The organism is Thiemannella venezuelensis (assembly GCF_014203605.1).
GTDB lineage: Bacteria > Actinomycetota > Actinomycetes > Streptosporangiales > Streptosporangiaceae > Planomonospora_A > Planomonospora_A venezuelensis.
The window spans coordinates 1-23,758 of record NZ_JACHJJ010000012.1; the positions used below are offsets into that span (position 1 = coordinate 1).

The window sequence follows — 23,758 nt, forward strand, 5'->3', positions numbered from 1 at the left end:
TTCGCGCCGGAGGCCAGCATGCGGCGGGTGTGCTTGGTGCCCTCCCCGCCGGTCATGCCCTGCACAATGATCTTGCTGTTCTCGGTCAGCCAGATGGCCATGCCTGCCGCTCCTCTCTCCCGCCCGCCGTCTCCGGACGCCCGCGGGCCGCACCGGTCGCCCGCCCGCTCAGGCGGCCGCGAGCCTGGCCGCCTCCTCGGCGGCGCCGTCCATGGTCGTGACCTGCCGGATCGCCGGGTGGCCGGCCCGCTCCAGGATCCGGCGGCCCGGCTCGGCGTTGTTGCCGTCGAGCCGCACCACGATGGGGCGGCCCAGGCCGCGCTCGCCGAGCTCGGCGAGCGCGGAGACGATGCCGTCGGCGACCGCGTCGCAGGCCGTGATTCCGCCGAAGACGTTGACGAGGACGGAGCGGACGTCCGGGTCGGAGAGGACGACCTCCAGCCCGTCGGCCATCACCCGGGCCGAGGCGCCGCCGCCGATGTCGAGGAAGTTGGCCGGGCGGACCCCGCCGAGGCGCTCGCCCGCCAGGGCGACGACGTCGAGGGTGCTCATCACCAGCCCGGCGCCGTTGCCGACGACGCCCACCTGCCCGTCGAGCTTGACGTAGTTCAGCCCCTTGGCCCGGGCCCGGGACTCCGGCCCCTCGCCGGGCGGCGCCGCGGCGAAGGCGGTGCGGTCGTGGCGGAAGGCCGCGCCGTCGTCCAGAGTGATCTTGCCGTCCAGCGCGACGACGCCGCCGCCCGGCGTCCAGGCGAGCGGGTTCACCTCCACCAGGAGGGCGTCCTCCTCCGCCGCGACGCGCCACAGGTCTGCCAGCACCCGGGCGACCGCGTCCCGCACGTCGGCGGCGAAGCCCGCCCGCGCCAGGAGCTCCCGCGCGGCCTCCTGCCCGACGCCCTCCCGCGGGTCGACGGGCATGCGGGCCAGCGCCTGCGGCCGGGTGGCCGCGACCTCCTCGATGTCCGCACCGCCCTCGGTCGAGGCCATCGCGAGGAACCGGCGCTCGGCCCGGTCGACGAGGTAGGCCACGTAGTACTCCTCCACGGCGACCGTGGCGGCCTCCACGAGCACGGTCTCGGCGACGTGGCCCCTGATGTCCGTGCCGAGGATCCGCCGCGCCGCGTCCTCGGCCGCGGCCGGGCCGGGCGCGGGCCGCACTCCCCCGGCCTTCCCCCGCCCGCCGGTCCTGACCTGCGCCTTGACGACGACGGGCACACCCAGGCGGGCCGCGATGCCGCGCGCCTCCCGCGGGGTGGCCGCCACTCCTCCGGGCGGGACGGGGATGCCGTGCCGCGCGAAGAGCTCCTTCGCCTGGTGCTCGAACAGGTCCACGGCGTCCTCCCGTCAAGGCCTCTTGTAGACGGTATACAGTATGCATAAGAACACGTCCATACCTCGACAGGAATGCCGGATCGGGTTATTCCATACAGTATGGAGAAGACAGAGTTCGCGGAGAAGACAGGACTCGTCCGGGACTGGCGGGGCCGCAACTACCTCGTCAGCCGGTCACCGCACGAACTGACCGGCCGCTCCAGGTCGTGGATGTTCTGGCTGCCCTGGGCGGCGATGGCCGCCGTCGGCCCCCTGCAGTACGGCTACGCGGCCGCCGTACCCGCCCTGATGGAGCAGCATCCCGGCAGGTCCGCCGCCTCCGTCCTGGCCCCGCTGGCCGTCTGGATCGCCTGCCAGGCCGCCACCGCCCTGCCCACCGCCCTCCTGCTGCGCCGCGGCACGCTCGGAGTCCGCGTGGCCCTGGGCGCCGGGGCCGCCCTCAGCGGCGCGGCGCTGCTCACGCTGGCCGTCGCCCACCGCGGCCCGGGGACCGGCGGCACCGCGGTGATCGTCGCCGGCTACGCGCTGCTCGGCGGCGTGGGCGCGGGCCTGGTGTACGGCGCGTGCACCGAGGCCGTCGCCCGCTGGTACCCCGAGCGCCCCGCGGCCCGCGTCGGCTTCACGACCGGCGCCTTCGCCTACGGCACGGCCCCCCTGGCGATCGCCGTCGGGCTGGACGCGGACCTGCTGGCGTCCGTGTTCACGGCGGCGGCGCTCATCGCCTGGGCGGTGGTGGGCGCGGCCGCGGCGCTGGTCCGCCTCCCGCCGCGGCACTGGTGGCCCGGGCACATCGACCCCCGGGCATGGGCCTGCGACCGGCTCGCGCTGCGCAGGAACCCCCGGGCGCTGCGGGAGTTCTCCGTACGGCAGGCGCTGCGGACCGGCGCCCTCCCCGCGCTGGTGCCGATCCTGGCCTTCGCGGGCGCGGTCTCGATCTTCGACGTGATCGTCCTGGCGGCCTCGGGAGCGGCCCCGGCCTGGGCCGCCGTCGCCCTGCTCCTGGTGCTCAACGGCGCCGGGCGCGCCTGCGCGATGCTCGCCGCCGAGGCGGCGGGGCGCAAGCACGTGCTCACCGCGGTCCTCGCGCTGCTGGCCCTCGGGCAACTGCTGCTGGCCGCGGGCGCGACGGCGGGATCGACGGCCGTGACACTGCTCGCGACGGTCCCGGCCGGTCTCGGCGGGGGCGCGTTCTACCCGCTCGTCGCCAGCCTGGCCCGGGAGTACTTCGGCGAGGAGCACCTGCCCTCGATCCACGGCGTCGTCTACAGCGCCAAGGTGCTCGCCGGCCTGCTCGGCACCGGCCTGGCGGCCCTGGCGCTGAGCCTGCCGGGGCAGGCGACGGCCCTCCTGCTCGCCGCCGCGCTGGCGGGAGTCTCCGCGGTCCTGGCCTCCGCCCTGCGCCGGCCCGGCTGGCCCGCCACGCTCCCCCGCTGACGGGAGCTGACGGGTAGCCGATCGGGCGGACTCGGTGCCTGGCGTCCGCGTGTCTCCGCCCGCTCCCGGGGCCGGGCGGGAGCGGGCGGCGGACGGTCAGCCCGCGTCGTCCTTGCGGGACAGGTAGAGGGACATCCGGGTGCCGCTCGGGCTCACGTCGGCGTCGAGCATCTGGTCGTCGAGCGCGGCCGCGGCCTCGGGGTCCAGGAAGACCCGGACGTCCTCCTTCCTGATCACCTGGTCGCCGTCGTGCGGCACGCTCGTCAGGGAGAGTTCGAGCGTGGAGGCGTCATCGGCCTTGGGCGTGATGCGCAGCCCCGCCTCCTTGGGCAGGTTCTCCCCCACCATGAGATCGCGTATCGCCTCCACGGCTTTTTCGGTCAGCGTCAGCACGGCAGACTCCTAAGGGCGATGGATGCGTCCTGGCCGGCGCCCGGTTCCGGCGGAGAACCGCACAGGCCGTATCACGTCAAAACGGTTGTCCGTATCCATCTCCCCCTGCCGGAACGGCTCAAACGCGGCAATGATCGTCAACGCCGCGCACACGGTGGACCATGATGTGACCAGGCTCACCACGGCGGATCCACTGGTCGCTGTATACTGTAGGCAGTCGACGACAAACACCGGGCCGTCGGCAGACGGTGGTCGTGTCGTCCCTTTTTGGAGCAGACAACATGGTGCGGTCGGAACCAGTGAACCCGGGGGCGGCACCCAAGATCCCGCGCCCGGTCACCCTCCGCGAGAGCGTCTTCGAGGCGATCCTGGAGCTGATCATCAGCGGGGGCCTCGGCCCCGGCCAGCATCTCGCCGAGAACGAGCTCGCCGAGATGCTCGGGGTCTCCCGCCAGCCCGTCCGCGAAGCCCTGCAGATGCTCAGCGGCGAGGGCTGGGTCGATCTGCGTCCCGGGCACGGCGCGTTCGTCCACGCGCCGACGGTGGAGGAGGCCGACCAGCTGCTCGCCGTCCGCACGCTGCTGGAGACCGAGTCGGCGCGGCTGGCCGCGCTGGACCCGACGGCGGGCGGCACGGCGCGGTTGCGCGAGATCTGCGCCCGGGGCCGGGCCGCGATCGAGGCCGACGACATCGACGCCGCGGTGGCGGCCAACTCGGAGCTCCACGCCCTGATCACCGAACTCTCCGGCAACAAGGTGCTGGCCGAGCTGGCCTCCCAGGTCGCCCGCCGCGTCCGGTGGTACCACACGCCCGTGGCGCGCCACCGCGGCCACGCCTCCTGGGAGGAGCACGCCCTGCTGATCGACGCCATCGAGGCGGGCGACCAGGAGCGGGCCGAGCAGATCATGCGCGACCACACCGAGCACACCCGCCAGTCCTACATGGAGCAGCGCGCCCAGAGCCCGGACGAACCGGCTCCCGCGCCCCAGCGCCGCCGGCGCCCGCGCTCGCTCAGCGCGAGCTGACGGGCGTTCCACCGGCGGGTGGTTTCCCCGGAACACCTCGGGCAGAGGTTTGAGGAAGAAAGTTGGTGATGACGTGATGAAGGCGTTCCTCGACCGGCTCCGCTTTCTCGCCGGTAGACCCGCCGGCGCCCCCGCGGACGGCCGGATGATCGGCCTCGGCCTGGCCACGGCCCTGCGCAGGCACAACTCGGCCGACGGCGCCGAGCACCATCTGCGCCGCTGGGCCGCGGAACAGCGGATCGGCGCCCCCGAGCACCGGTCCGGGTGAGACCCGGCGAGGCGGCTCCCCGGCGGGCCGGAGCACGCCATGGCGGGCGGGCTCCTCCCCGCGGAGTCACCCGCCCGCGCCGTACCCGATCTCACCCGTCCGCGTGCGTCCCCGCCCGCGCCGTGCGGTCCCGGTCGCCCGGATCCGCCTGGGCCCGGGCGTCGCGCCTGCGGTCGCTGCGCGTCTTGAGCAGGCTGGCCGCGGTGGTGGCCGCCAGGGTGCCGACGATGACGCCCAGGGAGACCGCGATGGGGATCTCGGGGGCCCAGGGCACGCCGTCGTGGTGCAGCGCCTCCAGCACGAGCTTCACGCCGATGAACGCCAGGACCACCGCGAGGCCCTTGCTGAGATAGACCAGGCGGTCCAGCAGCCCGCCGAGCATGAAGAACAGCTGCCGCAGCCCCATGAGCGCGAAGGCGTTGGCGGTGAACACCAGGTAGGGCTCCTTGGTCAGCCCGAAGATGGCCGGGATCGAGTCCAGGGCGAACAGCAGGTCGGTGGTCCCGATCGCCACCATCACGATCAGCATGGGGGTGACGACCAGGCGGCCGCCGATCCGCGCCGTGAGCGCCGCTCCGCGGTAGGTCTCCGTCGTGGGCAGCACCCGCCTGACCGTGCGCAGCGCCAGGTTCTCGGAGAACTCCGCCTCCTCCTCGTGGCCGACCAGCTTCCACGCGGTGTAGACGAGGAAGGCCCCGAAGACGTAGAAGAGCCAGTCGAAGCGGGCGACGGCCTCCGCCCCCGCCGCGATGAAGAGCCCCCGCATGCCGAGCGCCAGCACGATGCCGACCAGGAGCACCTTCTGCCGGTACGGCCGGGGCACCGCGAAGCGGCTCATGATGAGCAGGAAGACGAAGAGGTTGTCCACGCTGAGGGAGTACTCGGTGATCCAGCCGGCGAAGAACTCCCCGCCCCGGGCCGGGCCGGCGGCCAGCAGCAGCCCTCCGCCGAAGGCCCCGGCGAGCAGCACGTAGAAGGCGACCCACCACGTGCACTCGCGGAAGGACGGCTCGCGCGGGTCGCGCGCGACGAGGTAGAAGTCGAGGGCCAGCACGAGCCCGAAACCGGCGACCGTGACCAGCCACACCCATCCGGGGACGTTCATCGTGCTCCCTTCCTCGGCGCCCGGCGGCGCTCGGCGGTCCGCCTCAGCACCTCCGCGTGCGCGACGTAGCGGCCGAGCAGTTCCCGCGCCCGCGGGTTGCGGCCGCGCACGCGCAGCAGCCAGTACGGCATGAGCCGCTCGTGCAGCCAGACGAAGCCGAGCGCGAACCCGAGGCTCACCATGGCCTGGTAGGCGAGGAAGCCCGGCAGGCCGCCCGCCAGGACGACCTCCCCGGCCAGGACCAGTCCCAGGGCCGTCTCCTGCACCAGCCGGGCCAGCGGGAAGCCGGCCAGCCAGTACAGGCCGGCCGGGGCGAACAGGCCGGGCCTGATCGTGCCCCGGCTCATCAGCAGGCCGTACCCCCCGCCGAGGAGACCGAGCGGGGTGGCGAGCAGGAGCGCCGACAGGGCCGCGGTGCCGGCGGGCTGTCCTGCGATGAGGGTCAGCCCGCCGGCCGCGGCTCCGGCGACGGCTCCGACGGCCAGCCCGGGCAGGGCGAGCTCGAAGCTGTGCCGGTGCTCCATCAGCCCACGACCACGCCGAAGGCGAACAGGCTGTAGAAGAGCATGCCCAGGTAGAAGAAGGCGCCGAACCCGATGATCAGGTTGCTCCACCATCTGGGCCTGATGGGTTTGGGCAACATCCGGTTGTTCACCAGCAGCAGCGTCACGCAGTAGGCCCCCATCGCGAAGGTCGACAGGAAGGCCAGCGTGTCCAGGATGCCGCTGGGCCCGTCGGCGGGGCCGAACAGCAGGATGAGGATGCCGAATGCGATCACGCCCCAGAGGAAGCCCGCGTACAGGTGCGAGAGCTTGAACCTCTTGGCCCCCGGGACGAAGTTGTGGGTCATGTCGGCCTGGCCCCGGGAGAAGGAGTCGAACAGGCCGAGCGTGGCGTTCAGTCCGATGAGCGCGATGAACCCCAGGAAGATCGTGCCGAGCACCGGGCTGCCCGCCGAGGAGACGGAGTCGGCCATGGCGGTGAGCGCCACCTCGCGCTCGTCACCCTGGATGGCCGTGCGGACCGCGGGGTCCTGCCGGACCGCGGCCTGCGCGATCACCGTGAAGGAGATCGTCACCAGCATCGTGATGCCCCAGAACAGCAGCAGCGCGTCGAAGGTGACCCAGCGCCGCCACCCCCGCCACTTGGCCATCTCCGCGGGGTCGTCGGTGTCGAACATGAATCCCCGGGAGGGCATGGCCTCCTCCTCGCCGGCGTGCCGCAGCCCGCGGATGCTCGGGATGTGCGCGCCCATGCCGGCCCCGGAGTCGCGCAGGTGCAGGGTGTACCACATCTGCTGCATGCCCGAGGGGCCGGCGAAGGCGCACGCGCCGACGATGACCGGGAACCACGCCGCCGACATGGCCTCGGACGGGAAGTACCCGAACGCGAACATGCCGGTGACCGTGTCGGCCACGTCGCCCCAGGTGCCGACCATCGCCGCGACGACGGCCGTGCCCAGCACGAGCACGCCGATCAGGATCGAGAGCACGCTCTCCAGCAGGTTGTAGATCACCTTCGCGAGGCTGAAGACGACGCCGACGAGGATCAGGCCGGCGACGGCCGTGACCGTCCACGGGATCCCGGTGATCTCCTCGAAGGCCGCGGCCCCCGCCGACAGGTGGCCCGGCCAGATGTAGACCAGGATCGCCGCGACGAAGAAGAACCACATGAGCGGCTTGAAGACCCGGGCGGCGCCGGAGAAGATGCTCTCTCCGGTGGCCATGGCGTAGCGCGCCATCTCCAGCATGACCACGGCCTGGAGGGTGACGCCGATGAGGAACAGCCACCGGATCTCCGGTCCGAAGAGCAGGACCAGCCGGGGCCACATGTAGGACTCGCCCATGCCCACGCCGAGCGCGACGAGGAACACGGTGGGTCCGAGGATGTGCACCGACGGCGGCGCGTCGGGCAGCGTGCGGATGGGCATCGGCTCCAGCCCGCCCGCGCGCCATACGCGTTCTTCCTGGCCCGGCTGGGCGGGGACCTGCCCGGTCCCCGCCGTCGCCGGTGTTCTTGACGTGTCCACGTGCGGACCTCCTGGGGGGTTGGTTGATCCTGCTGGAGTTCCTCTGTTCGCCCCCTCGCTCACGCCGCGCGGCTCAGCCGCGCAGCAGCCCGGCCGCCCTGGCCCAGCGGTACTTGGCGCCGAGCACGGCCACCGGCTTCTCCGTGGTGTAGGGGTAGGCGGCGACGCCGTGGTCGAAGAGGTGCGCGCAGGCGTCCTCGACCTCGGTGTCGCCGGCCAGCGAGGCGACGACGGGTTTGTCGTTGCCCTTGGCCCTCTCTTCGGCGACCACCCGCGCGACCAGTTCGGCGAAGACCATCGGCGGTGTCACGATGGTGTGCCAGTAGCCGAGCACCAGCGCGTGCACCCGCGGGTCGGACAGGCCGAGCCTGATGGTGTTCTCGTAGGTGCTCGGCGGCTCGCCGCCGGTGATGTCGATGGGGTTGCCGGCCGCGCCGAACGGCGGGATGTACGCGCGGAAGGCCTCGTCGAGATCCGGCGGGATCTCCATGAGCGAGAGGCCGTTGTCGACGCACGCGTCGGAGAGCAGCACGCCCGAGCCGCCCGCCCCGGTGATGATGACGACGTTCTCCCCCGCGGGGGTGGGCATGAGCGGCAGGGCGCGGGCGTACTCGAGCATGTCGTTGAGGCCCGGCGCGCGGACCACCCCGGCCTGGCGCAGGATGTCGTCGTAGACCTTGTCGTCGCCGGCCAGCGCCCCGGTGTGGGAGCCGGCCGCCCGCGCGCCCATCGCGGTGCGCCCGGCCTTGAGCACGATCACCGGCTTGCTCCGCACCACCCGCCGGGCCGCCTCGACGAAGCCGCGCCCGTCCTTGAGGTCCTCCAGGTGCATGGCGACGCAGCGGGTGTCGTCGTCCTGCTCGAAGAAGGTGAGCAGGTCGTCCTCGTCGATGTCGGCCTTGTTGCCGACGCCCACGATCGCCGAGACCCCGGTCCTGGTCGCCCGGCTGAAGCCCAGGATGGCCATGCCGATGCCGCCGCTCTGCGAGGTCAGCGCCACCCCGCCCTTGACGTCGTACGGCGTGCAGAACGTGGCGCAGAGGTTCTCCGGCGTGTAGTAGTAGCCGTAGATGTTGGGGCCGAGCACGCGCACGCCGTGCCGGCGCGCGATCTCCACGATCTCCCGCTGCCCTTCCGCGTTCCCGGTCTCGGCGAACCCGGACGGGATCATGATGGCGCCCGCCACGCCCTTGCGGCCCGCCTGCTCCAGGGCCGCGGGCACGAGCTTGGCGGGGATCGCGAAGACCGCCACGTCCACCTCGCCCGGCACCTCGGCGACGCTCGGATAGGCGGGCAGGCCGAGGATCTCCGGGGCCTTGGGGTTGACCGGATAGATGTGGCCGCGGTAGCCGCCGTCGATCAGGTTACGCATGACCGAGTTGCCGATCTTGCCGGTCTCGCCCGACGCGCCGATCACCGCGACGGAGCGCGGCCGGAAGATGCGGTTCATGGAGGCGAGGATCTCCTCGCGCGACGGCCGTACCCGCTCGGGCTCCGGCCGGTCGGCGAGCAGCATCCGCACGTCGGCCGCGACCGCCCCGGCCGCGGTGGCGAAGACGGGGTTGAGGTCCACCTCGGCCAGCTCGGGGAAGTCGCCGGCCAGCGCGCCCACTCGTTCGATCATGTCCGCGAGCGCCCTCCTGTCCGCCGGCTCGGCGCCCCGGGCACCGCGCAGCACTTCGGCCGCCCTGATGTCGTCCAGCATCCCCATGGCATCTTCACCCGTGAGCGGGGCGAGCCGGAAGGTCACATCTCTGATCACCTCGACCAGGACGCCGCCGAGCCCGAAGGCGACGATCTTGCCGAAGGTCGGGTCGGTGACCGCACCGATGATCACTTCGTGGCCGCCGCCGACCATGGCCTGCACCTGGACGCCGTCGATCGCCGCCTCGGGGTTGTGGGCGCGCGCCGCCGCCATGACCTGGTCGTAGCCCGCGCGCACCGCCGCCGGGTCGCGCAGGCCGACGAGCACGCCGCCCGCCTCCGTCTTGTGCAGGATGTCGGGTGAGACGATCTTCAGCACCACGGGGAGGCCGAGCTCCTCCGCGACGGCGGCGGCCTCCTCGGCCGAGGCCGCCAGCCCCTCTCCCGGGGTCGTGATGCCGTAGGCGTCGCAGATCCGGCGCCCCTCGGGCGCGGTCAGGGCCGTCCGGCCCTCAGCGCGGGCCTTGTCCAGCACCTCCCGCACCGCGGCACGGTCGTACGCCATCAGATCACCCCGTCCGTCTTCAGCTCGGCGAGCTCCCGCGCGGAGAGGCCGAGGCCGGTGTAGATCTCGGTGTTGTGCTCGCCCAGCAGGGGCGGGGCGGTGACCTCGACCGGGGAGTCGGACAGCTTCAGCGGGCTGCCGACCGTCACGAACGAGCCGCGCTCGGGGTGCGCGACCTCGACGACCGCGCCCTCCCTGCGCAGGGTCTCGTCGCCGATCAGTTCTTCGGTCGAGAGGATCGGGCCGCACGGGACGCCGGCGGCGTTGAGCCGGTCGAGGACCTCCCACTTGCCGTGGCGGCCGCTCCACTCCTCGATGAGCTGGAACATCTTGTCCAGCTTCGGCAGCCGGGCCGCCGGCGTGGCCCACTCGGGGTCGGCGGCCAGCTCGGGGCGGCCGATGATCTCCGCGAGCGGCGCCCAGCCGACCGGCTGGACGATGACGTAGATGTAGTCGTTGGGGCCGCCCGGCGCGCATCGCACGGCCCAGCCGGGCTGCCCGCCGCCGGAGGCGTTCCCCGAGCGGGGGACCTCCGTGCCGAAGGTCTTGTTGGGGTACTCGGCCAGCGGGCCGTGCGCCAGCCGCTGCTGGTCGCGGAGCTTCACCCGGCACAGGTTGAGCACGGCGTGCTGCATGGCGACCTGGACCCGCTGGCCCCGGCCGGTCCGCTCGCGCTGGTAGAGCGCCGCCAGGATGCCCGCGACGGCGTGCACGCCGGTGCCGGAGTCGCCGATCTGCGCCCCGGTGGCCAGCGGCGGCCCGTCCTCGAAGCCGGTGGTGCTCATCGAGCCGCCCATCGCCTGGGCGATCACCTCGTAGGCCTTGAAGTCCGCGTAGCGGCCCGGACCGAAGCCCTTGATCGAGGCGTAGACGAGCCGGGGGTTGAGCTCCCGGAGCCGCTCCCAGGTGAAGCCCATCCGGTCGACGGCGCCGGGACCGAAGTTCTCCACCATGACGTCGGAGCCGCGCACCAGGTCGGTGAAGATCTCCTTGCCGCGCTCGCTCTTCATGTTGAGCGTGATGCTGCGCTTGTTGCAGTTCAGCATCGTGAAGTAGAGGCTGTCGACGCCGGGGACGTCGCGCAGCTGCCCGCGCGTGATGTCGCCCGAGGGGGCCTCCAGCTTGACCACGTCGGCGCCCAGCCACGCCAGGAGCTGGGTGCAGGACGGGCCGGACTGCACGTGGGTCATGTCGAGGACGCGGACGCCCTCCAGCGCCCTGCCGGATCCGGTCATCGCTCGCCCCTCACTTGTACATGGTCTGGTTCATGGTTCCGGGGGCGTAGACCTCCGGATCGACCCATACGTTGATCAGCGCGGGCTTGCCCGACTCGCGGGCGCGCTCCAGGGCGGGGCGGATGCCGGCGGGGTCCCTGACCTCCTCGCCGTGGCCGCCCAGCATCCGGGCGAACTCGTCGTAGCGGACGTCGCCGAGGGTGTTGCCGACCCGGGCGCGCGACTCGCCGTACTTGGCCGCCTGGCCGTACCGGATCTGGTTCATCGAGGAGTTGTTGCCGATGACCCCGATGAACGGCAGGCCGAAGCGGACCATGGTCTCGAAGTCCCAGCCGGTGAGGCTGAAGGCGCCGTCGCCGAAGAGGCAGAGCACCTCCTTGTCCGGGCGGGCGTGCTTGGCGGCCATCGCGAAGGCCACACCGACGCCGAGGGTGCCCAGCGGCCCGGGGTCCATCCAGTGGCCGGGCGACTTGGGCTGCACGACCTGGCCGGAGAAGGTGACGATGTCGCCGCCGTCGCCGATGTAGACGGTGTCCTCGGTGAGGAACTCGTTGATCTCGTGGACGAGCCGGTAGGGGTCGATCGGCCGGGAGTCCGACAGCTGCCGGGGCAGCCGCTTGTCGAAGGCCTGCTTCTCGACCGCGCGCAGCTCCTCCAGCCACTCCTTGCGGCGGGCCGCGCCGTTGTCGGTGCGGCCGGAGGCGGCCTGCGCGGCGGCGGAGAGCACGAGCCCGGCGTCGCCGACGATGCCGAGGTCGATGTCGCGGTTCTTCCCGACGGTGCGGTAGTCGAGGTCGATCTGGACCACGGTGGCGGCGGGCGACAGGCGCCTGCCGTAGCCCATCCGGAAGTCGAACGGGGTGCCGACGATGATGATCAGGTCGGCGTTGCCGAACGCGTGGCGCCGCGAGAGCTGGAAGTGGTGGGGGTCGCCGGGCGGGAGCGTGCCGCGGCCCGAGCCGTTCATGTAGGCCGGGACGTTCAGCGCGCGGACGAAGTCGATCGCGTCGTCGGTGGCGCGGCAGGTCCAGACCTGGCTGCCCAGCAGGACGCAGGGCTTCTCGGCGTGGGCGAGCAGGTCGGCCAGGCGCTCGATCGCCTCCGGGTCGCCGGCCTGGCGGGTGGAGGCGCGGTAGCGGCCGGCCTCGGGGACGCGGGCGGCCGACAGCGGGACCCTGGCGTCGAGCACGTCGCGCGGGATCTCCAGGAACGACGGGCCGGGCGCGCCGTGGTAGCACTCGCGGAAGGCCATCGACACGATGTCGGCCACCCGTTCGGTCGAGGGCACCGTGGCGGCGAACTTGGTGATCGGGGTCATCATGTCGACGTGCGGCAGGTCCTGCAGCGAGCCCATCTTGTGCTGGCTGAGGGCGCCCTGGCCGCCGATGAGCAGCATGGGGCTCTCCGCCCGGAAGGCGTTGGCCACGCCGGTGACCGCGTCGGTGGTCCCGGGGCCCGCCGTCACGACCGCGCACCCCGGCTTCCCGGTGATCCGCGCGTAGCCGTCGGCGGCATGCGCGGCCACCTGCTCGTGGCGGACGTCGACCACATCGATGCCCTCGTCCACGCAACCGTCGTAGATGTCGATGATGTGGCCGCCGCAGAGCGTGAAGATCACATCGATCCCCTCCGCCTTGAGCGCCTTGGCCACCAGGTGTCCGCCGGAGATCGTTTCCGGCGCCGTGTCCGTCGGCTGGGTCATCCGAGCGGTCCTCTCGTTGTGTTCTGCATACTGCATACCGTATGAGGGTCATGGTCACCCCTCCGCCTGGTGATGTCCAGACCCTTTGTCGCCGGGTGCGTCCCCGCGGGGCCGCCCGGCGACCGCGCCTCGGCGGGCGCACCGGCGGACGGAGCCCGCCGCCGGCCGCTCCGGCCGCCTGGACGCTTCTTGACCGGCAATTTTCCATACTGTATACCGAATGCAGTGTCGACGCGGGACGGAGTCCGCCATGAAAGTCGCTGTTCTCGGCGCCGGCGCCATCGGCGCCTATGTCGGCGCCGCCCTGCACCGGGCCGGGGCCGAGGTGCACCTCATCGCGCGCGGCGAGCACCTGGCGGCGATGCGCAGGTCCGGCGTGCGGGTGCTGAGCCCGAGGGGAGACTTCACCGCCCGCCCCCACGCCACCGACGACCCGGCCCAGGTGGGCCCGGTGGACCACGTCTTCCTGGGACTGAAGGCCACCTCCTACGCGGCCGCCGGCCCCCTGGTCGAGCCCCTGCTCCACGAGGCCACCGGCATCGTCGCCGCCCAGAACGGCATCCCGTGGTGGTACTTCCACCGGCTCCCCGGCCCCTACCTGGGCCGCTCCATCCAGAGCGTCGACCCCCGGGGGGCGGTCACCGCCGCCCTCCCGCCGGAGCGCGCCATCGGGTGCGTCGTCTACGCCGCCACCGAGATCGAGGCCCCCGGCGTGATCCGCCACCTGGAGGGCACCCGCTTCTCCGTGGGCGAGCCGGACGGCTCCCTCTCCCCCCGCTGCCTGGCCTTCAGCGAGGCCATGGTCGCCGGCGGCCTGAAGTGCCCCGTGGAGGCCGACCTGAGACGCGACATCTGGATCAAGCTCATGGGCAACATCGCGTTCAACCCGATCAGTGCCCTCACCCGGGCCACGATGGCGGGCATCTGCCGCCACCGCGGGACCCGCGAACTGGTCGTCGCGATGATGCGCGAGACCGTCGAGGTGGCCCGCCGGGTCGGCTGCGACCCCGGCGTCTCCATCGAGCGCAGGCTCTCCGGCGCCGAGCGCGCCGGAGAGCACAAGACCTCGACCCTCCAGGACCTGGAGCGGGGCAGGCCCCTGGAGCTGGACGCGATCCTCGCCGCCGTCGTGGAGCTGGCGGAGCTGACCGGCGCCGAGGTCCCCACGCTGCGCGCGGTCCACGCGGTCTCCGACCTGCTGGCCGAGCAGGCGCGGCGGGGCCTTGTTCCGGCGGGCTGAAGCGACATACTGTAGACGGTATACAGGATTCCTTGTGAGGCCGGCCGCCGGCCGGCCCCGGCGGCCCGGGGTCCCGATGCTGGAGGCGATCGATGAAGAGAAGGCGCGCCGAGCGCTACGACCGGCTCACCCACCCCCTCGTCCGGGAGGACGGCGTGCTCCGCCGCGCCGGCTGGGAGGAGGCGCTGGACCGGGCCGCGGAGGGGTTCCGCAGGAACGCCGCCCGGCACGGGCCCGACGCCTTCGCCATGTTGTCGTGCGCCCGTTCCACCAACGAGATGAACTACGTGGCCCAGAAGTTCGCCAGGGTCGTCGTGGGCACCAACAACGTCGACTCCTGCAACCGCACCTGCCACGCGCCGAGCGTGGCCGGCCTGTCGGCGGTCTTCGGCAGCGGCGGCGGCACCTCCTCCTACCAGGAGGTCGAGGACACCGACGTGATCGTGATGTGGGGGTCGGCGGCCCGCGACGCCCACCCGATCTTCTTCCAGCACGTGCTGAAGGGGATCAGGAAAGGCGCCAGGATGTTCGCGGTCGACCCCCGGCGCACGGGCACGGCCCGGTGGGCCGACCGCTGGCTGGGGCTGAACGTCGGCACCGACATCCCGCTCGCCCACGCGGTCGCCCGGGAGATCGTCCACGCCGGGCTGCACAACACCGCGTTCGTCGAGCGCGCCACCGAGGGCTTCGCGGAGTTCGCCGCCTCGGTCGAGCCGTGGACCCTGCAGGCGGCCGAACAGGTCACCGGGGTGCCCGCCGGCGCGATCCGGGAGCTCGCGCACGCCTACGCCCGGGCCGACCGCGCCCAGCTGTGCTGGACGCTCGGGATCACCGAGCACCACAACGCCACCGACAACGTGCGCGCGCTCATCAACCTGGCCCTGCTCACCGGCCACGTCGGGCGCTACGGCTCGGGCCTGTCCCCGCTGCGCGGGCAGAACAACGTGCAGGGGGGCGGCGACATGGGCGCCATCCCCAACCGGCTCCCCGGCTTCCAGGACATCCTCGAACCGGCCGTCCGGGCCCGGTTCGAGCAGGCGTGGCAGGCCCCCCTCCAGCCACGCTACGGCCTCAACCTCACCGAGATGCTGGAGGCGATGGGCGAGGGGAAGGTCACCACCTGCTACATCGTCGGGGAGAACCCCGTGCAGTCCGAGGCCGACTCCCTCAACTGCGTCAAACGGCTGGGCATGCTCGACCACCTGGTCGTGCAGGACATCTTCCTCACCAAGACCGCCCTGATGGCCGACGTGGTCCTGCCCGCCGGCGCGGCCTGGTGCGAGAGCGAGGGCACCTTCACCAACAGCGAGCGCAGGGTGCAGCGGGTGCGCAAGGCGATCGAGCCGCCGGGCGAGGCCCGTGACGACATCGTGATCCTCTGCGAGCTCGCCCGCCGTCTCGGCCACGACTGGCACTACGACGGCGCCGAGGAGGTCTGGGACGAACTGCGGCGGTTGTCGCCCGCGCACGCCGGAATGACCTACCGGCGCCTGGCCGACCTGCAGGGCATCCAGTGGCCCTGCCCGTCCGAGGACTCCCTGGAGCCCCCCTTCCTGCACGGGCGGCTCTGGGAGACCGACCCCGCCAGGCGCGGCAGGGCCGCGCCCTTCGCGATCCTGCGGCACTCCCCCCCGGTCGACCTGCTCGACGACGACTACCCGCTCCGGCTGACCACCGGCCGGCGTCTCGACTCCTACAACACCGGCGTGCAGTCCTCCGGCTTCGCCTCCCCGCTGCGCCGGGGCGAGACCGTCGAGCTCTCCCCCGAGGACGCCGCGCGGCTCGGCGTGGTCCCGGGCGAGGAGGTCAGGATCACCTCCCGGCGGGGCTCGGTGGTCGCCCCGGTCTTCGTCGACCCCGGCCTGCGCCCCGGGCTGGTCTTCATGACCATGCACTTCCCCGACGAGGTCGACACCAACTCCCTGACCATCGAGGCGACCTGCCCGATCGCGGGCACCGCCGAGTTCAAGGCGGCCGCCGTCCGCGTCGACAGGCTCGTGCCCGCGAAGGCCGGGTGAGGGCATGGACCTCCGGTTCCGCGACGCCGAACCGTCGGCGGAGGAGCGGGCGGCGGTCGACGCCGTCCTCGGCCCTCCCCCGAGCGGCTGGGAGGGCGGCGCCCGCACCGAGGAGGACCTGCGGTTCGCCTCGGGCGGCCACGAGGCCCGCGACCGCCGCGATCTCCTGCTCCCCGCGCTGCACGCGGTCAACGACCGGATCGGGTGGATCAGCCAGGGGGCGCTCGACTACGTCTGCCGCCGTCTGACCGTGCCGCCCGCCGAGGCGTACGGCGTGGCGACGTTCTACTCGTTGTTCTCCCTGAAGCCGCGCCCCACCCGGGTCCTGCACGTCTGCACCGACCTGGCCTGCCGGGCGCGCGGGGCGGAGGCCGTACGGCGCGGCGTGGCGGAGGCCCTGGGACCGCCCGGCGCGTCCTGGCGGCCCAGCCCCTGCCTCGGCCTGTGCGAGCGGGCCCCGGCAGCGCTCGCCCTGGAGGCGGGCGAGGTGCCGAAGGCCGCCGTGTACGGCCCGATGGCACCGGACCGGGAGGCGGCGGGGCGTCCCGGTCCGGGCGCGGCGGACGACGCCCCGGCCGGTCCTCCCGGCGTGGACCTCACCGAGCGGCCGGAGCCCCCGGCCGAGCACGCCGTGCCCCAGGCGGGCCGGGACGGGCTGGTCCTGCTGCGCCGGGTGGGGAGGGTCGATCCGGCGAGCCTCGACGACTACCGCGCCGAGGGCGGCTACGCGGCGCTGCGCCGGGCCTTCGCGCTCGGCCCGGCCGGGGTCGTCCGCGAGGTGCTCGACTCGGGCCTGGTCGGCCGGGGCGGGGCGGCGTTCCCCACCGGGCGCAAGTGGGAGGCGGCCGCCGGCCGGCCCGACCACCCCCACTACCTGGTCTGCAACGCCGACGAGAGCGAGCCCGGCACGTTCAAGGACCGCGTGATCATGGAGGGCGACCCGTACGCCCTGGTCGAGGCGATGACCATCGCGGGTTACGCGACCGGCTGCCACCGGGGCTACCTCTACATCCGCGGCGAGTACCCCCGCGCCGTCCGCCGCATGTCCCACGCCATCGCCGCGGCCCGTTCGCGCGGCCTGCTCGGCGACGACGTCATGGGCCAGGGATACGCCTTCGACATCGAGCTCCGGCGCGGCGCGGGCGCCTACATCTGCGGCGAGGAGACGGCGATCTTCAACTCGATCGAGGGCTACCGCGGCGAGCCGCGCAGCAAGCCGCCCTTCCCCGTGGAGAAGGGGCTGTTCGGCAAGCCGACGGTGGTCAACAACGTCGAGACCCTGGTCAACGTGCCGCCCATCCTGCTCGCCGGCGCCGGCGCCTACGCCGCGACCGGCACCGCGGGTTCGACCGGCCCCAAGCTCTTCTGCGTCTCGGGCGCCGTCGCCCGGCCGGGCGTCTACGAGGTGCCGTTCGGCGCCACCCTGCGCGACCTGCTCGGCCTGGCCGGAGGCACGACCGGGACGCTCCGGGCGGTGCTGCTGGGCGGGGCCGCGGGCGCCTTCGTCCGCCCCGGCGAGCTGGACGTGCCGCTCACCTTCGAGGGCACCCGCGCGATCGGGGCGACGCTGGGCTCGGGCGTGGTGCTCGCGCTCGACGAGAGCGTCGACCTGGCCGGGATCCTGCTCCGCATCGCCGGGTTCTTCCGCGACGAGTCGTGCGGGCAGTGCGTGCCCTGCCGGGTGGGCACCGTACGCCAGGAGGAGGCGCTGCACCGGCTCAGCCTCAGGCCCGCCCCGGGGGACGCCGCAGGCGACCTCGCGCTGCTGAGGGAGGTCGGCCAGGCCATGCGCGACGCCTCGATCTGCGGGCTCGGCCAGACCGCGTGGAACGCGGTCGAGTCCGCCATCGACCGCCTGGGCGTCTTCTCCCCCCGGGAAGGGTCGCCGGCATGACCGCCCCCGGAGGGAACGCCGGCACGGCGGCCGCCGGGCGGATCCCCGGCGCGGCGGGCCGCTTCTCCGTCCCTCCCCGGCGCGGAGGCCGGGGGCCACACGCTGGAGGCAGCCGATGAGCGCCGTTCCCCTGCAGCCGCCCCGGCGGCTGATCGAGATGACCGTCGACGGACAGGAGGTCCGCGTACCCGAGGGGGCGACCGTCCTGGACGCCTGCGCCGCGGCGGGCAAGGACATCCCCACCCTCTGCCACGGCGACACCCTCACCCCCAAGAACGCCTGCCGGGTCTGCGTGGTGGAGGTCGAGGGCTCCCGCACGCTCGCCCCCGCCTGCTCCCGCAGGGCCGAGCCGGGCATGGTGGTGGGCACCGCGACCGAGCGCGCCCGGCACAGCCGCAAGGTCGTCCTGGAGCTTCTGGCCTCCTCCACCGACCTGTCCACGACACCGCGCGCCGCCGAGTGGATCGGCGAGTACGGCGCGCGGCCGGACCGCTTCGGCCCGGAGGCGGCCACGGTCGCGCAGCCGCCCAAGGTCGACAACGACCTCTACGTGCGCGACTACGCCAAGTGCATCCTGTGCTACAAGTGCGTCGACGCCTGCGGGGAGCAGTGGCAGAACACCTTCGCCATCGCGGTCGCCGGGCGGGGCTTCGACGCGGTGATCTCCACCGAGCACGACGCCCCGCTGACCGACTCGGCGTGCGTCTACTGCGGCAACTGCGTGGAGGTCTGCCCCACCGGGGCGCTGTCGTTCAAGAGTGAGTTCGACATGCGCGCGGCGGGCGAGTGGGACGAGCCGCGGCAGACGCAGACGACGACGATCTGCAGCTACTGCGGGGTCGGCTGCAACCTGACCCTGCACGTGCAGGACAACCGGATCGTCAAGGTGAGCTCGCCGCACGACAACCCGGTCACCCGCGGCAACCTCTGCATCAAGGGCCGTTTCGGCTACCAGCACGTCCAGAACGTGGGGCCGTCCGATGGGTAGCCGCGCGACGGGCGGCAGTGCGACGGGCAGGCCGTGCGATGGGTAGGCCGTGCGATGGGTAGGGTCACGGTCAGGCGCCGGGTCCTGCGGTTGCGGGACTCCACGGCCACCCGCAAGGTCGACGCGCTGGCCGCCGAGGAGCCGCTGGAGATCCGGCTCGGCGGCCGGCCGCTCACGGTCACGATGCGCACCCCCGGCGACGACTTCGACCTGGCCGCCGGGTTCCTCGTCGGCGAGGGGGTGATCTCCTCCGCGGAGGAGATCACCGCGATCCGCTACTGCGCGGGCGCGACCGCGGACGGCCGCAACACCTACAACGTGCTCGACGTCACCCTGGCCGCCGGGACCGCGCCGCCGCCCGCGTCGCTGGAGCGCAACTTCTACACGACCTCCTCCTGCGGGGTCTGCGGGAAGGCCTCCCTCGACGCGGTCCGCACGGTCGCCACGTGGCGGGTGGACGGCGACCCGGTCCGGGTGCCGGCCGAGGTGATCGCGGCCCTGCCCGACCGGCTCCGCGCGGCCCAGCGGGTGTTCGACCGGACCGGCGGCCTGCACGCCGCGGGCCTGTTCGCCCCGGACGGGACCCCGCTGTGCGTGCGGGAGGACGTGGGCCGCCACAACGCGGTGGACAAGCTGGTGGGCTGGGCGGTGCGCGACGGCCGGCTGCCGCTGGCCTCCGGCGTGCTGATGGTCTCCGGGCGCGCCTCGTTCGAGCTCGTCCAGAAGGCGGTGATGGCCGGGATCCCGGTGCTCGCCGCCGTCTCGGCTCCCTCCTCGCTGGCCGTGGAGCTCGCCGCGGAGGCGGGCCTGACCCTCGCCGGGTTCGTCCGGGGCGCCTCGATGAACGTCTACAGCAGGGAGGACCGGATCGGCGCGGCCATCTAGCCCGTCTGGCGTGCGTCCGGGGACCCCGCCCGGGACCGCACCCGGCTTCCCTCGGAGGCGGGCGGATCGGCCCGCCTCTCCCTGAACGCCGGTGAGGGGACCGCGTCGCGGCGGCGACCGCGTCCCGGCACGGCGGCGGGGGACCGGACGGCGAATCGCCCCCTCGCCTCCGGCCCCTCCGCAGCCGATTTTGACAACCATTTTCATCGGCGCGCATACTGGACGCATGATGTCCGACTCCTCCCGACGTATCCGTATGCGCGTCACCGGTCTGCTCGCCGGAGCCACGCTTCTCACCGCCGCCGCCTGCGGCACCGGAGCTGAAGGCTCGGCCGCGTCCGGCGGCTCCGGGGGAGGCGCTCCGGAGATCGCCGCCGCCTTCTACCCGCTGCAGTGGCTGGCCGAGCGGGTGGGCGGGTCCGACGCCGCCGTCACCGGGCTGACCAAGCCCGGCGTCGAGCCGCACGATCTGGAACTCTCACCGCAGACGGTCGCCGAGCTGGAGCAGACATCCCTGGTGGTCTACATCAAGGGCGTGCAGCCCGCCGTGGACGAGGCCGTCGAACAGCACGCCGCCGACCGGGGCTTCGACGCGGCCACCGCCGTCACCACCATCCCCGCCGGGGAGGGGCACGGGCACGAGGAGGAGGCGGGCGGGCACGGCGACGAGCACGGGGTCTCCTACGACCCGCACCTCTGGCTCGACCCGAGCCGCTTCGCCACCGTCGCGACCAGGCTCGGCGAGAAACTGGCCGCCGCCGACCCCGCCCACGCCCAGGGGTACAAGGACCGCGCCGCGCAGACCGCCGCGGACCTGACCGCCCTCGACAAGGAGCTGGCCGAGGGCCTGGCGAACTGCGCCTCCGACGCCATGGTCACCAGCCACGAGGCCTTCGGCTACCTGGCCGACCGCTACAAGCTCCACCAGATCGGCATCAGCGTCGACCCCGACACCGAGCCCTCCCCCGCGCGCCTGGCCGAAGTGTCCGAAGTGGCCAAGCGGGAAAAAGTGACTACGATTTTCACCGAGACCCTCGTCAGCCCGAAGGTCGCCGAGGTTCTCGCCCAGGAGGTCGGCGCCACGACGGCGGTTCTCGACCCGATCGAGAGCCGGCCCGCCACCGGCGACTACCTGTCGGCCATGCGCCAGAACCTCACGACCCTCAAGGCGGCCCTGAGCTGCTCGTAAAGGCACCTGTGACAGACAGAGAAGAAGCGTTCGCCATGCGCGGCGGCCAGGTCAGCCTGGACCGCCGCCCGGTGCTGCGCGGCATCGACCTGACCGTCCGCTCCGGCGAGGTGGTGGCCGTGCTCGGCGCGAACGGGTCGGGCAAGTCCACGCTCGTCCGCGCCCTGCTCGGCCTGATCCCCCTGTCCGGGGGCTCCACCCTCCTGTACGGCCGCCCGCCCGCGCGCTTCCGGGAGTGGTGGCGGATCGGCTACGTTCCCCAGCGGCTCTCGGTGGGCGGCGGAGTGCCGGCCACCATCCGCGAGGTCGTCGCCTCCGGGCGGATCTCCCGGCAGAGCCGGTTCCGCCTGACCGGCGCGGCCGACGCCGCCGCGACCACCCGCGCCCTGGAGGCGGTCGGCCTGGCCGACCGCGCCGGGGACCCGGTCCAGGCGCTGTCCGGCGGGCAGCAGCAGCGGGTGCTGATCGCCCGCGCCCTGGCCGGCGAGCCCGACACCTTCGTCATGGACGAGCCGACCGCGGGCGTGGACGCCGCCAGCCAGCAGTTGCTGGCCGACACCCTGACCGGCCTCGTCGATCAGGGCAGGACGGTCGTCCTGGTCGCCCACGAACTCGGCCCGCTGGAGCCGCTGATCACCCGCGCCGTGGTCCTGCAGGACGGCTGCGTCTGCCACGACGGCCCCCCGCCCAAGGCGGTCGGCGCGCACGCGCTGCCCGGCCACGACCACGTGCACCCGCACGCCGAGGAGCGACCCGCGGGCACGCTCGACTGGAGACCCACCTCGTGACCGCCGACGCCAGGGGGGCCGCCCTCACCCCGCGCCCCCACCCGCCCGCCCCGGAGGCGGCCCCGTGATCGACCTGCTCCAGTACGACTTCATGCAGCGGGCGCTGGTCGCCGCGTTCCTCGTCGGCCTGGCCGCCCCGGCCATCGGCACCTTCATCGTCCAGCGCCGCCTGGCCCTGCTGGGCGACGGCATCGGGCACATCGCGCTGACCGGCGTGGCGCTCGGCTTCCTGACCGGCACCGCCCCCGTGCTGACCGCCGTGCTGGTCGCGGTGCTCGGCGCCGTCGCCATCGAGCTGGTCCGCGCGCGCGGCAGGACCAGCGGCGACGTGGCGCTCGCGCTGCTGTTCTACGGCGGCATCGCCGGCGGCGTGCTGCTCATCTCGCTCGCCCCCGGGGGGAGCAACGCCACCCTCATGTCCTACCTGTTCGGCTCGATCAGCAGCGTCACGGCCCAGGACGTCCTGGTGATCGCCCTGCTCGCGGTGGCCGTGCTCCTCGTGGTGACCGTCTTCGGCCGGGAGCTGTTCGTGCTCTGCCAGGACGAGGAGGTCGCCAGGGCGAGCGGTCTGCCGGTGCGCTTCCTCAGCCTGCTGATCGCGGTCACCGCCGCGCTGACCGTGGTCGTCGCCATGCGGGTGGTCGGGCTGCTGCTCGTCAGCGCCCTCATGGTCATCCCGGTGGCGACCGGCCAGCAGCTCACCCGGGGCTTCCGCAGTACGATACTCCTGGCCATGCTCTTCGGGACGGTCGCCACGGTGGGCGGCCTCACCTCGTCGTTCTACGTCGAGGCGCCGCCGGGCGCCCTCATCGTGCTCGTCGCGCTGGGAGGGTTCGCCCTGGCCCTCGGGCTCGGTAGATTCGTACGCCGGAACCGACCCCAGGAGTCCCGTCAATGAGCAACAGACGCGATGCCGTCCATGAGATCCTCCGCCAGAGCGAGGGCTTCCGCAGCGCGCAGGACGTCTACGCCGAGATGCGCGCCGAGGGCGCCAAGATCGGCCTGACCACGGTCTACCGGGCACTCCAGACGCTGGCCGACAACGGCCAGGTGGACGTGCTGCGCACCGACGACGGCGAGTCGGTCTACCGGGCGTGCGCCAGCGTGCACCACCACCACCACCTGGTCTGCCGGCGGTGCGGCCGGACCGTGGAGGTGGCCGGGCCCGCGGTGGAGCGCTGGGCGGAGGCGGTCGGCACCGAGCACGGCTTCACCGAGATCACCCACACGGTCGAGGTGTTCGGCACCTGCTCGTCCTGCTCGGCGGCGAAGGCGGGCTGACCGGGCGGGAGCCGTACGGACGGCACGGACGCGGGCGGCGGGGATCGCAGACGGTGACGCGACCGATACGGCGATGTCCGGTCACGGCAAACTCCCGCGGGGCTCTGGAGAGATACGCTTCCGGGACGACGCGTCACCGTACGCGCGCCGCCGCGCCCGCGACCGCATATAACAGGAGTCAACATGCCATTCGGACATGACATGGTGCACTCACTCGCCACCGCCGTCGACCTGGTCAACACCTCACCCGCCACCGGAGGGGAAGACGGGCTGGGCGACCTGGCGCAACTCTGCGAGTTCGTGCAGCGGTGGCAGGTGAGCGGCGTCGAGGACCTCGGCGCCGAGGACCTCGCACAGGTCCGCACCCTGCGCGAGGCCTTCCACAAGGTCTTCACCGCCCCGGACCAGGCCACCGCGGTCATCCGGCTGAACACCCTGCTGAGCCGGACCCGCATCACCCCGCGCCTGACCGAGCACGACGGCCATCCCCTGCACGTGCACTACTTCGCCCCGGGAGCCTCCCTCGGCGAGCACCTGTCGGCCGATCTCGGCGTGGCCCTGGCCCACCTGCTCGTCGAGGGCGAGTGGGAGCGCCTGCGCACCTGCTCGGCGCCCGACTGCGAGCGCGTCTTCGTCGACGAGTCCCGCAACCGGTCGCGGGTCTACTGCGACAGCCGTACCTGCGGCAACCGCATGCACGTGGCCGCCTACCGCGCCCGCCGCCGCGCCTGAGCCGGGCGGCG

21 protein-coding genes and 1 pseudogene are annotated in these 23,758 nt (G+C 73.2%); 13 read left to right on the forward strand and 9 right to left on the reverse strand.

Annotated features, from left to right (window positions below; translation table 11 throughout):
* Positions 1 to 101: pseudogene (locus FHS22_RS38120) on the reverse strand (succinate--CoA ligase subunit alpha); the annotation flags it as partial.
* A gap of 67 nt (positions 102 to 168) precedes the next feature.
* On the reverse strand, positions 169 to 1,332 hold the full coding sequence (gene sucC, locus FHS22_RS18370; protein ID WP_184943283.1) for an ADP-forming succinate--CoA ligase subunit beta: 1,164 nt from the start codon (positions 1,330 to 1,332) through the stop codon (positions 169 to 171).
* Positions 1,333 to 1,431: 99 nt separating this feature from the next.
* Here sucC and FHS22_RS18375 point away from each other — a divergent pair, with 99 nt between their 5' ends.
* On the forward strand, positions 1,432 to 2,766 hold the full coding sequence (locus tag FHS22_RS18375) for an MFS transporter (RefSeq protein ID WP_184943286.1): 1,335 nt from the start codon (positions 1,432 to 1,434) through the stop codon (positions 2,764 to 2,766).
* Positions 2,767 to 2,862: 96 nt separating this feature from the next.
* Here the strand turns inward: FHS22_RS18375 and FHS22_RS18380 are convergent, their stop codons facing one another.
* Positions 2,863 to 3,159, reverse strand: a complete 297-nt coding sequence (locus FHS22_RS18380; RefSeq protein ID WP_184943287.1) for a hypothetical protein — start codon at positions 3,157 to 3,159, stop codon at positions 2,863 to 2,865.
* 281 nt (positions 3,160 to 3,440) lie between these two features.
* On the opposite strand from FHS22_RS18380, the gene FHS22_RS18385 reads away from it, so the two are divergent.
* Together FHS22_RS18385 and FHS22_RS18390 are read left to right on the forward strand one after the other, a co-directional pair.
* A complete protein-coding gene (locus FHS22_RS18385; RefSeq protein ID WP_184943289.1) occupies positions 3,441 to 4,184 on the forward strand; it encodes a GntR family transcriptional regulator in 744 nt (247 codons plus the stop codon).
* 73 nt (positions 4,185 to 4,257) lie between these two features.
* On the forward strand, positions 4,258 to 4,452 hold the full coding sequence (locus FHS22_RS18390; protein ID WP_184943291.1) for a hypothetical protein: 195 nt from the start codon (positions 4,258 to 4,260) through the stop codon (positions 4,450 to 4,452).
* A 91-nt stretch (positions 4,453 to 4,543) separates the two neighbouring features.
* Here FHS22_RS18390 and FHS22_RS18395 read toward each other — a convergent pair whose 3' ends face one another.
* From FHS22_RS18395 to FHS22_RS18420, 6 genes are all read right to left on the reverse strand, one after another.
* Positions 4,544 to 5,557 (reverse strand): TerC family protein, encoded by a 1,014-nt coding sequence (locus FHS22_RS18395; protein ID WP_184943293.1) that lies wholly within the window; start codon positions 5,555 to 5,557, stop codon positions 4,544 to 4,546.
* Positions 5,554 to 6,081 carry a hypothetical protein gene (locus tag FHS22_RS18400; RefSeq protein WP_184943295.1) on the reverse strand — a complete coding sequence of 176 codons (528 nt, stop codon included), beginning with the start codon at positions 6,079 to 6,081 and terminating at the stop codon, positions 5,554 to 5,556. Before FHS22_RS18400 ends, FHS22_RS18395 begins: the two co-directional genes overlap by 4 nt.
* The gene (locus tag FHS22_RS18405; protein ID WP_338047807.1) at positions 6,081 to 7,586 is read right to left on the reverse strand and encodes an Nramp family divalent metal transporter; all 1,506 of its coding nucleotides are present in this window, start codon (positions 7,584 to 7,586) and stop codon (positions 6,081 to 6,083) included. Before FHS22_RS18405 ends, FHS22_RS18400 begins: the two co-directional genes overlap by 1 nt.
* A gap of 73 nt (positions 7,587 to 7,659) precedes the next feature.
* The gene (locus tag FHS22_RS18410) at positions 7,660 to 9,795 is read right to left on the reverse strand and encodes an acetate--CoA ligase family protein (protein ID WP_184943298.1); all 2,136 of its coding nucleotides are present in this window, start codon (positions 9,793 to 9,795) and stop codon (positions 7,660 to 7,662) included.
* Positions 9,795 to 11,030, reverse strand: a complete 1,236-nt coding sequence (gene frc, locus FHS22_RS18415; RefSeq protein WP_184943300.1) for a formyl-CoA transferase — start codon at positions 11,028 to 11,030, stop codon at positions 9,795 to 9,797. Before frc ends, FHS22_RS18410 begins: the two co-directional genes overlap by 1 nt.
* Positions 11,031 to 11,040: 10 nt before the next feature.
* On the reverse strand, positions 11,041 to 12,732 hold the full coding sequence (locus tag FHS22_RS18420) for a thiamine pyrophosphate-binding protein (RefSeq protein WP_184943302.1): 1,692 nt from the start codon (positions 12,730 to 12,732) through the stop codon (positions 11,041 to 11,043).
* A gap of 250 nt (positions 12,733 to 12,982) precedes the next feature.
* Between FHS22_RS18420 and FHS22_RS18425 the strand changes: the two genes are divergently transcribed.
* The 10 genes from FHS22_RS18425 (at position 12,983) to FHS22_RS18470 (ending at position 23,747) form a co-directional block, all read left to right on the forward strand.
* Complete coding sequence (locus tag FHS22_RS18425) at positions 12,983 to 13,972, forward strand: 2-dehydropantoate 2-reductase (RefSeq protein WP_184943304.1); 990 nt, start codon at positions 12,983 to 12,985, stop codon at positions 13,970 to 13,972.
* 92 nt (positions 13,973 to 14,064) lie between these two features.
* Positions 14,065 to 15,990, forward strand: a complete 1,926-nt coding sequence (locus tag FHS22_RS18430; RefSeq protein WP_184943306.1) for a molybdopterin oxidoreductase family protein — start codon at positions 14,065 to 14,067, stop codon at positions 15,988 to 15,990.
* A 4-nt stretch (positions 15,991 to 15,994) separates the two neighbouring features.
* The gene (locus FHS22_RS18435; RefSeq protein WP_184943308.1) at positions 15,995 to 17,884 is read left to right on the forward strand and encodes an NAD(P)H-dependent oxidoreductase subunit E; all 1,890 of its coding nucleotides are present in this window, start codon (positions 15,995 to 15,997) and stop codon (positions 17,882 to 17,884) included.
* 115 nt (positions 17,885 to 17,999) lie between these two features.
* A complete protein-coding gene (locus FHS22_RS18440) occupies positions 18,000 to 18,872 on the forward strand; it encodes a 2Fe-2S iron-sulfur cluster-binding protein (protein WP_184943309.1) in 873 nt (290 codons plus the stop codon).
* 54 nt (positions 18,873 to 18,926) lie between these two features.
* On the forward strand, positions 18,927 to 19,757 hold the full coding sequence (fdhD, locus tag FHS22_RS18445; RefSeq protein WP_184943310.1) for a formate dehydrogenase accessory sulfurtransferase FdhD: 831 nt from the start codon (positions 18,927 to 18,929) through the stop codon (positions 19,755 to 19,757).
* Positions 19,758 to 20,013: 256 nt separating this feature from the next.
* Complete coding sequence (locus tag FHS22_RS18450; RefSeq protein ID WP_260408065.1) at positions 20,014 to 20,946, forward strand: metal ABC transporter substrate-binding protein; 933 nt, start codon at positions 20,014 to 20,016, stop codon at positions 20,944 to 20,946.
* 35 nt (positions 20,947 to 20,981) lie between these two features.
* Entirely contained in the window at positions 20,982 to 21,734 is a 753-nt protein-coding gene (locus tag FHS22_RS18455) for a metal ABC transporter ATP-binding protein (RefSeq protein ID WP_184943593.1), read from the forward strand.
* A gap of 64 nt (positions 21,735 to 21,798) precedes the next feature.
* On the forward strand, positions 21,799 to 22,632 hold the full coding sequence (locus FHS22_RS18460) for a metal ABC transporter permease (RefSeq protein ID WP_184943311.1): 834 nt from the start codon (positions 21,799 to 21,801) through the stop codon (positions 22,630 to 22,632).
* Positions 22,629 to 23,015 carry a Fur family transcriptional regulator gene (locus tag FHS22_RS18465; RefSeq protein ID WP_184943312.1) on the forward strand — a complete coding sequence of 129 codons (387 nt, stop codon included), beginning with the start codon at positions 22,629 to 22,631 and terminating at the stop codon, positions 23,013 to 23,015. Before FHS22_RS18460 ends, FHS22_RS18465 begins: the two co-directional genes overlap by 4 nt.
* 183 nt (positions 23,016 to 23,198) lie before the next feature.
* A complete protein-coding gene (locus FHS22_RS18470; protein ID WP_184943313.1) occupies positions 23,199 to 23,747 on the forward strand; it encodes a CGNR zinc finger domain-containing protein in 549 nt (182 codons plus the stop codon).
* Positions 23,748 to 23,758: the final 11 nt, after the last annotated feature.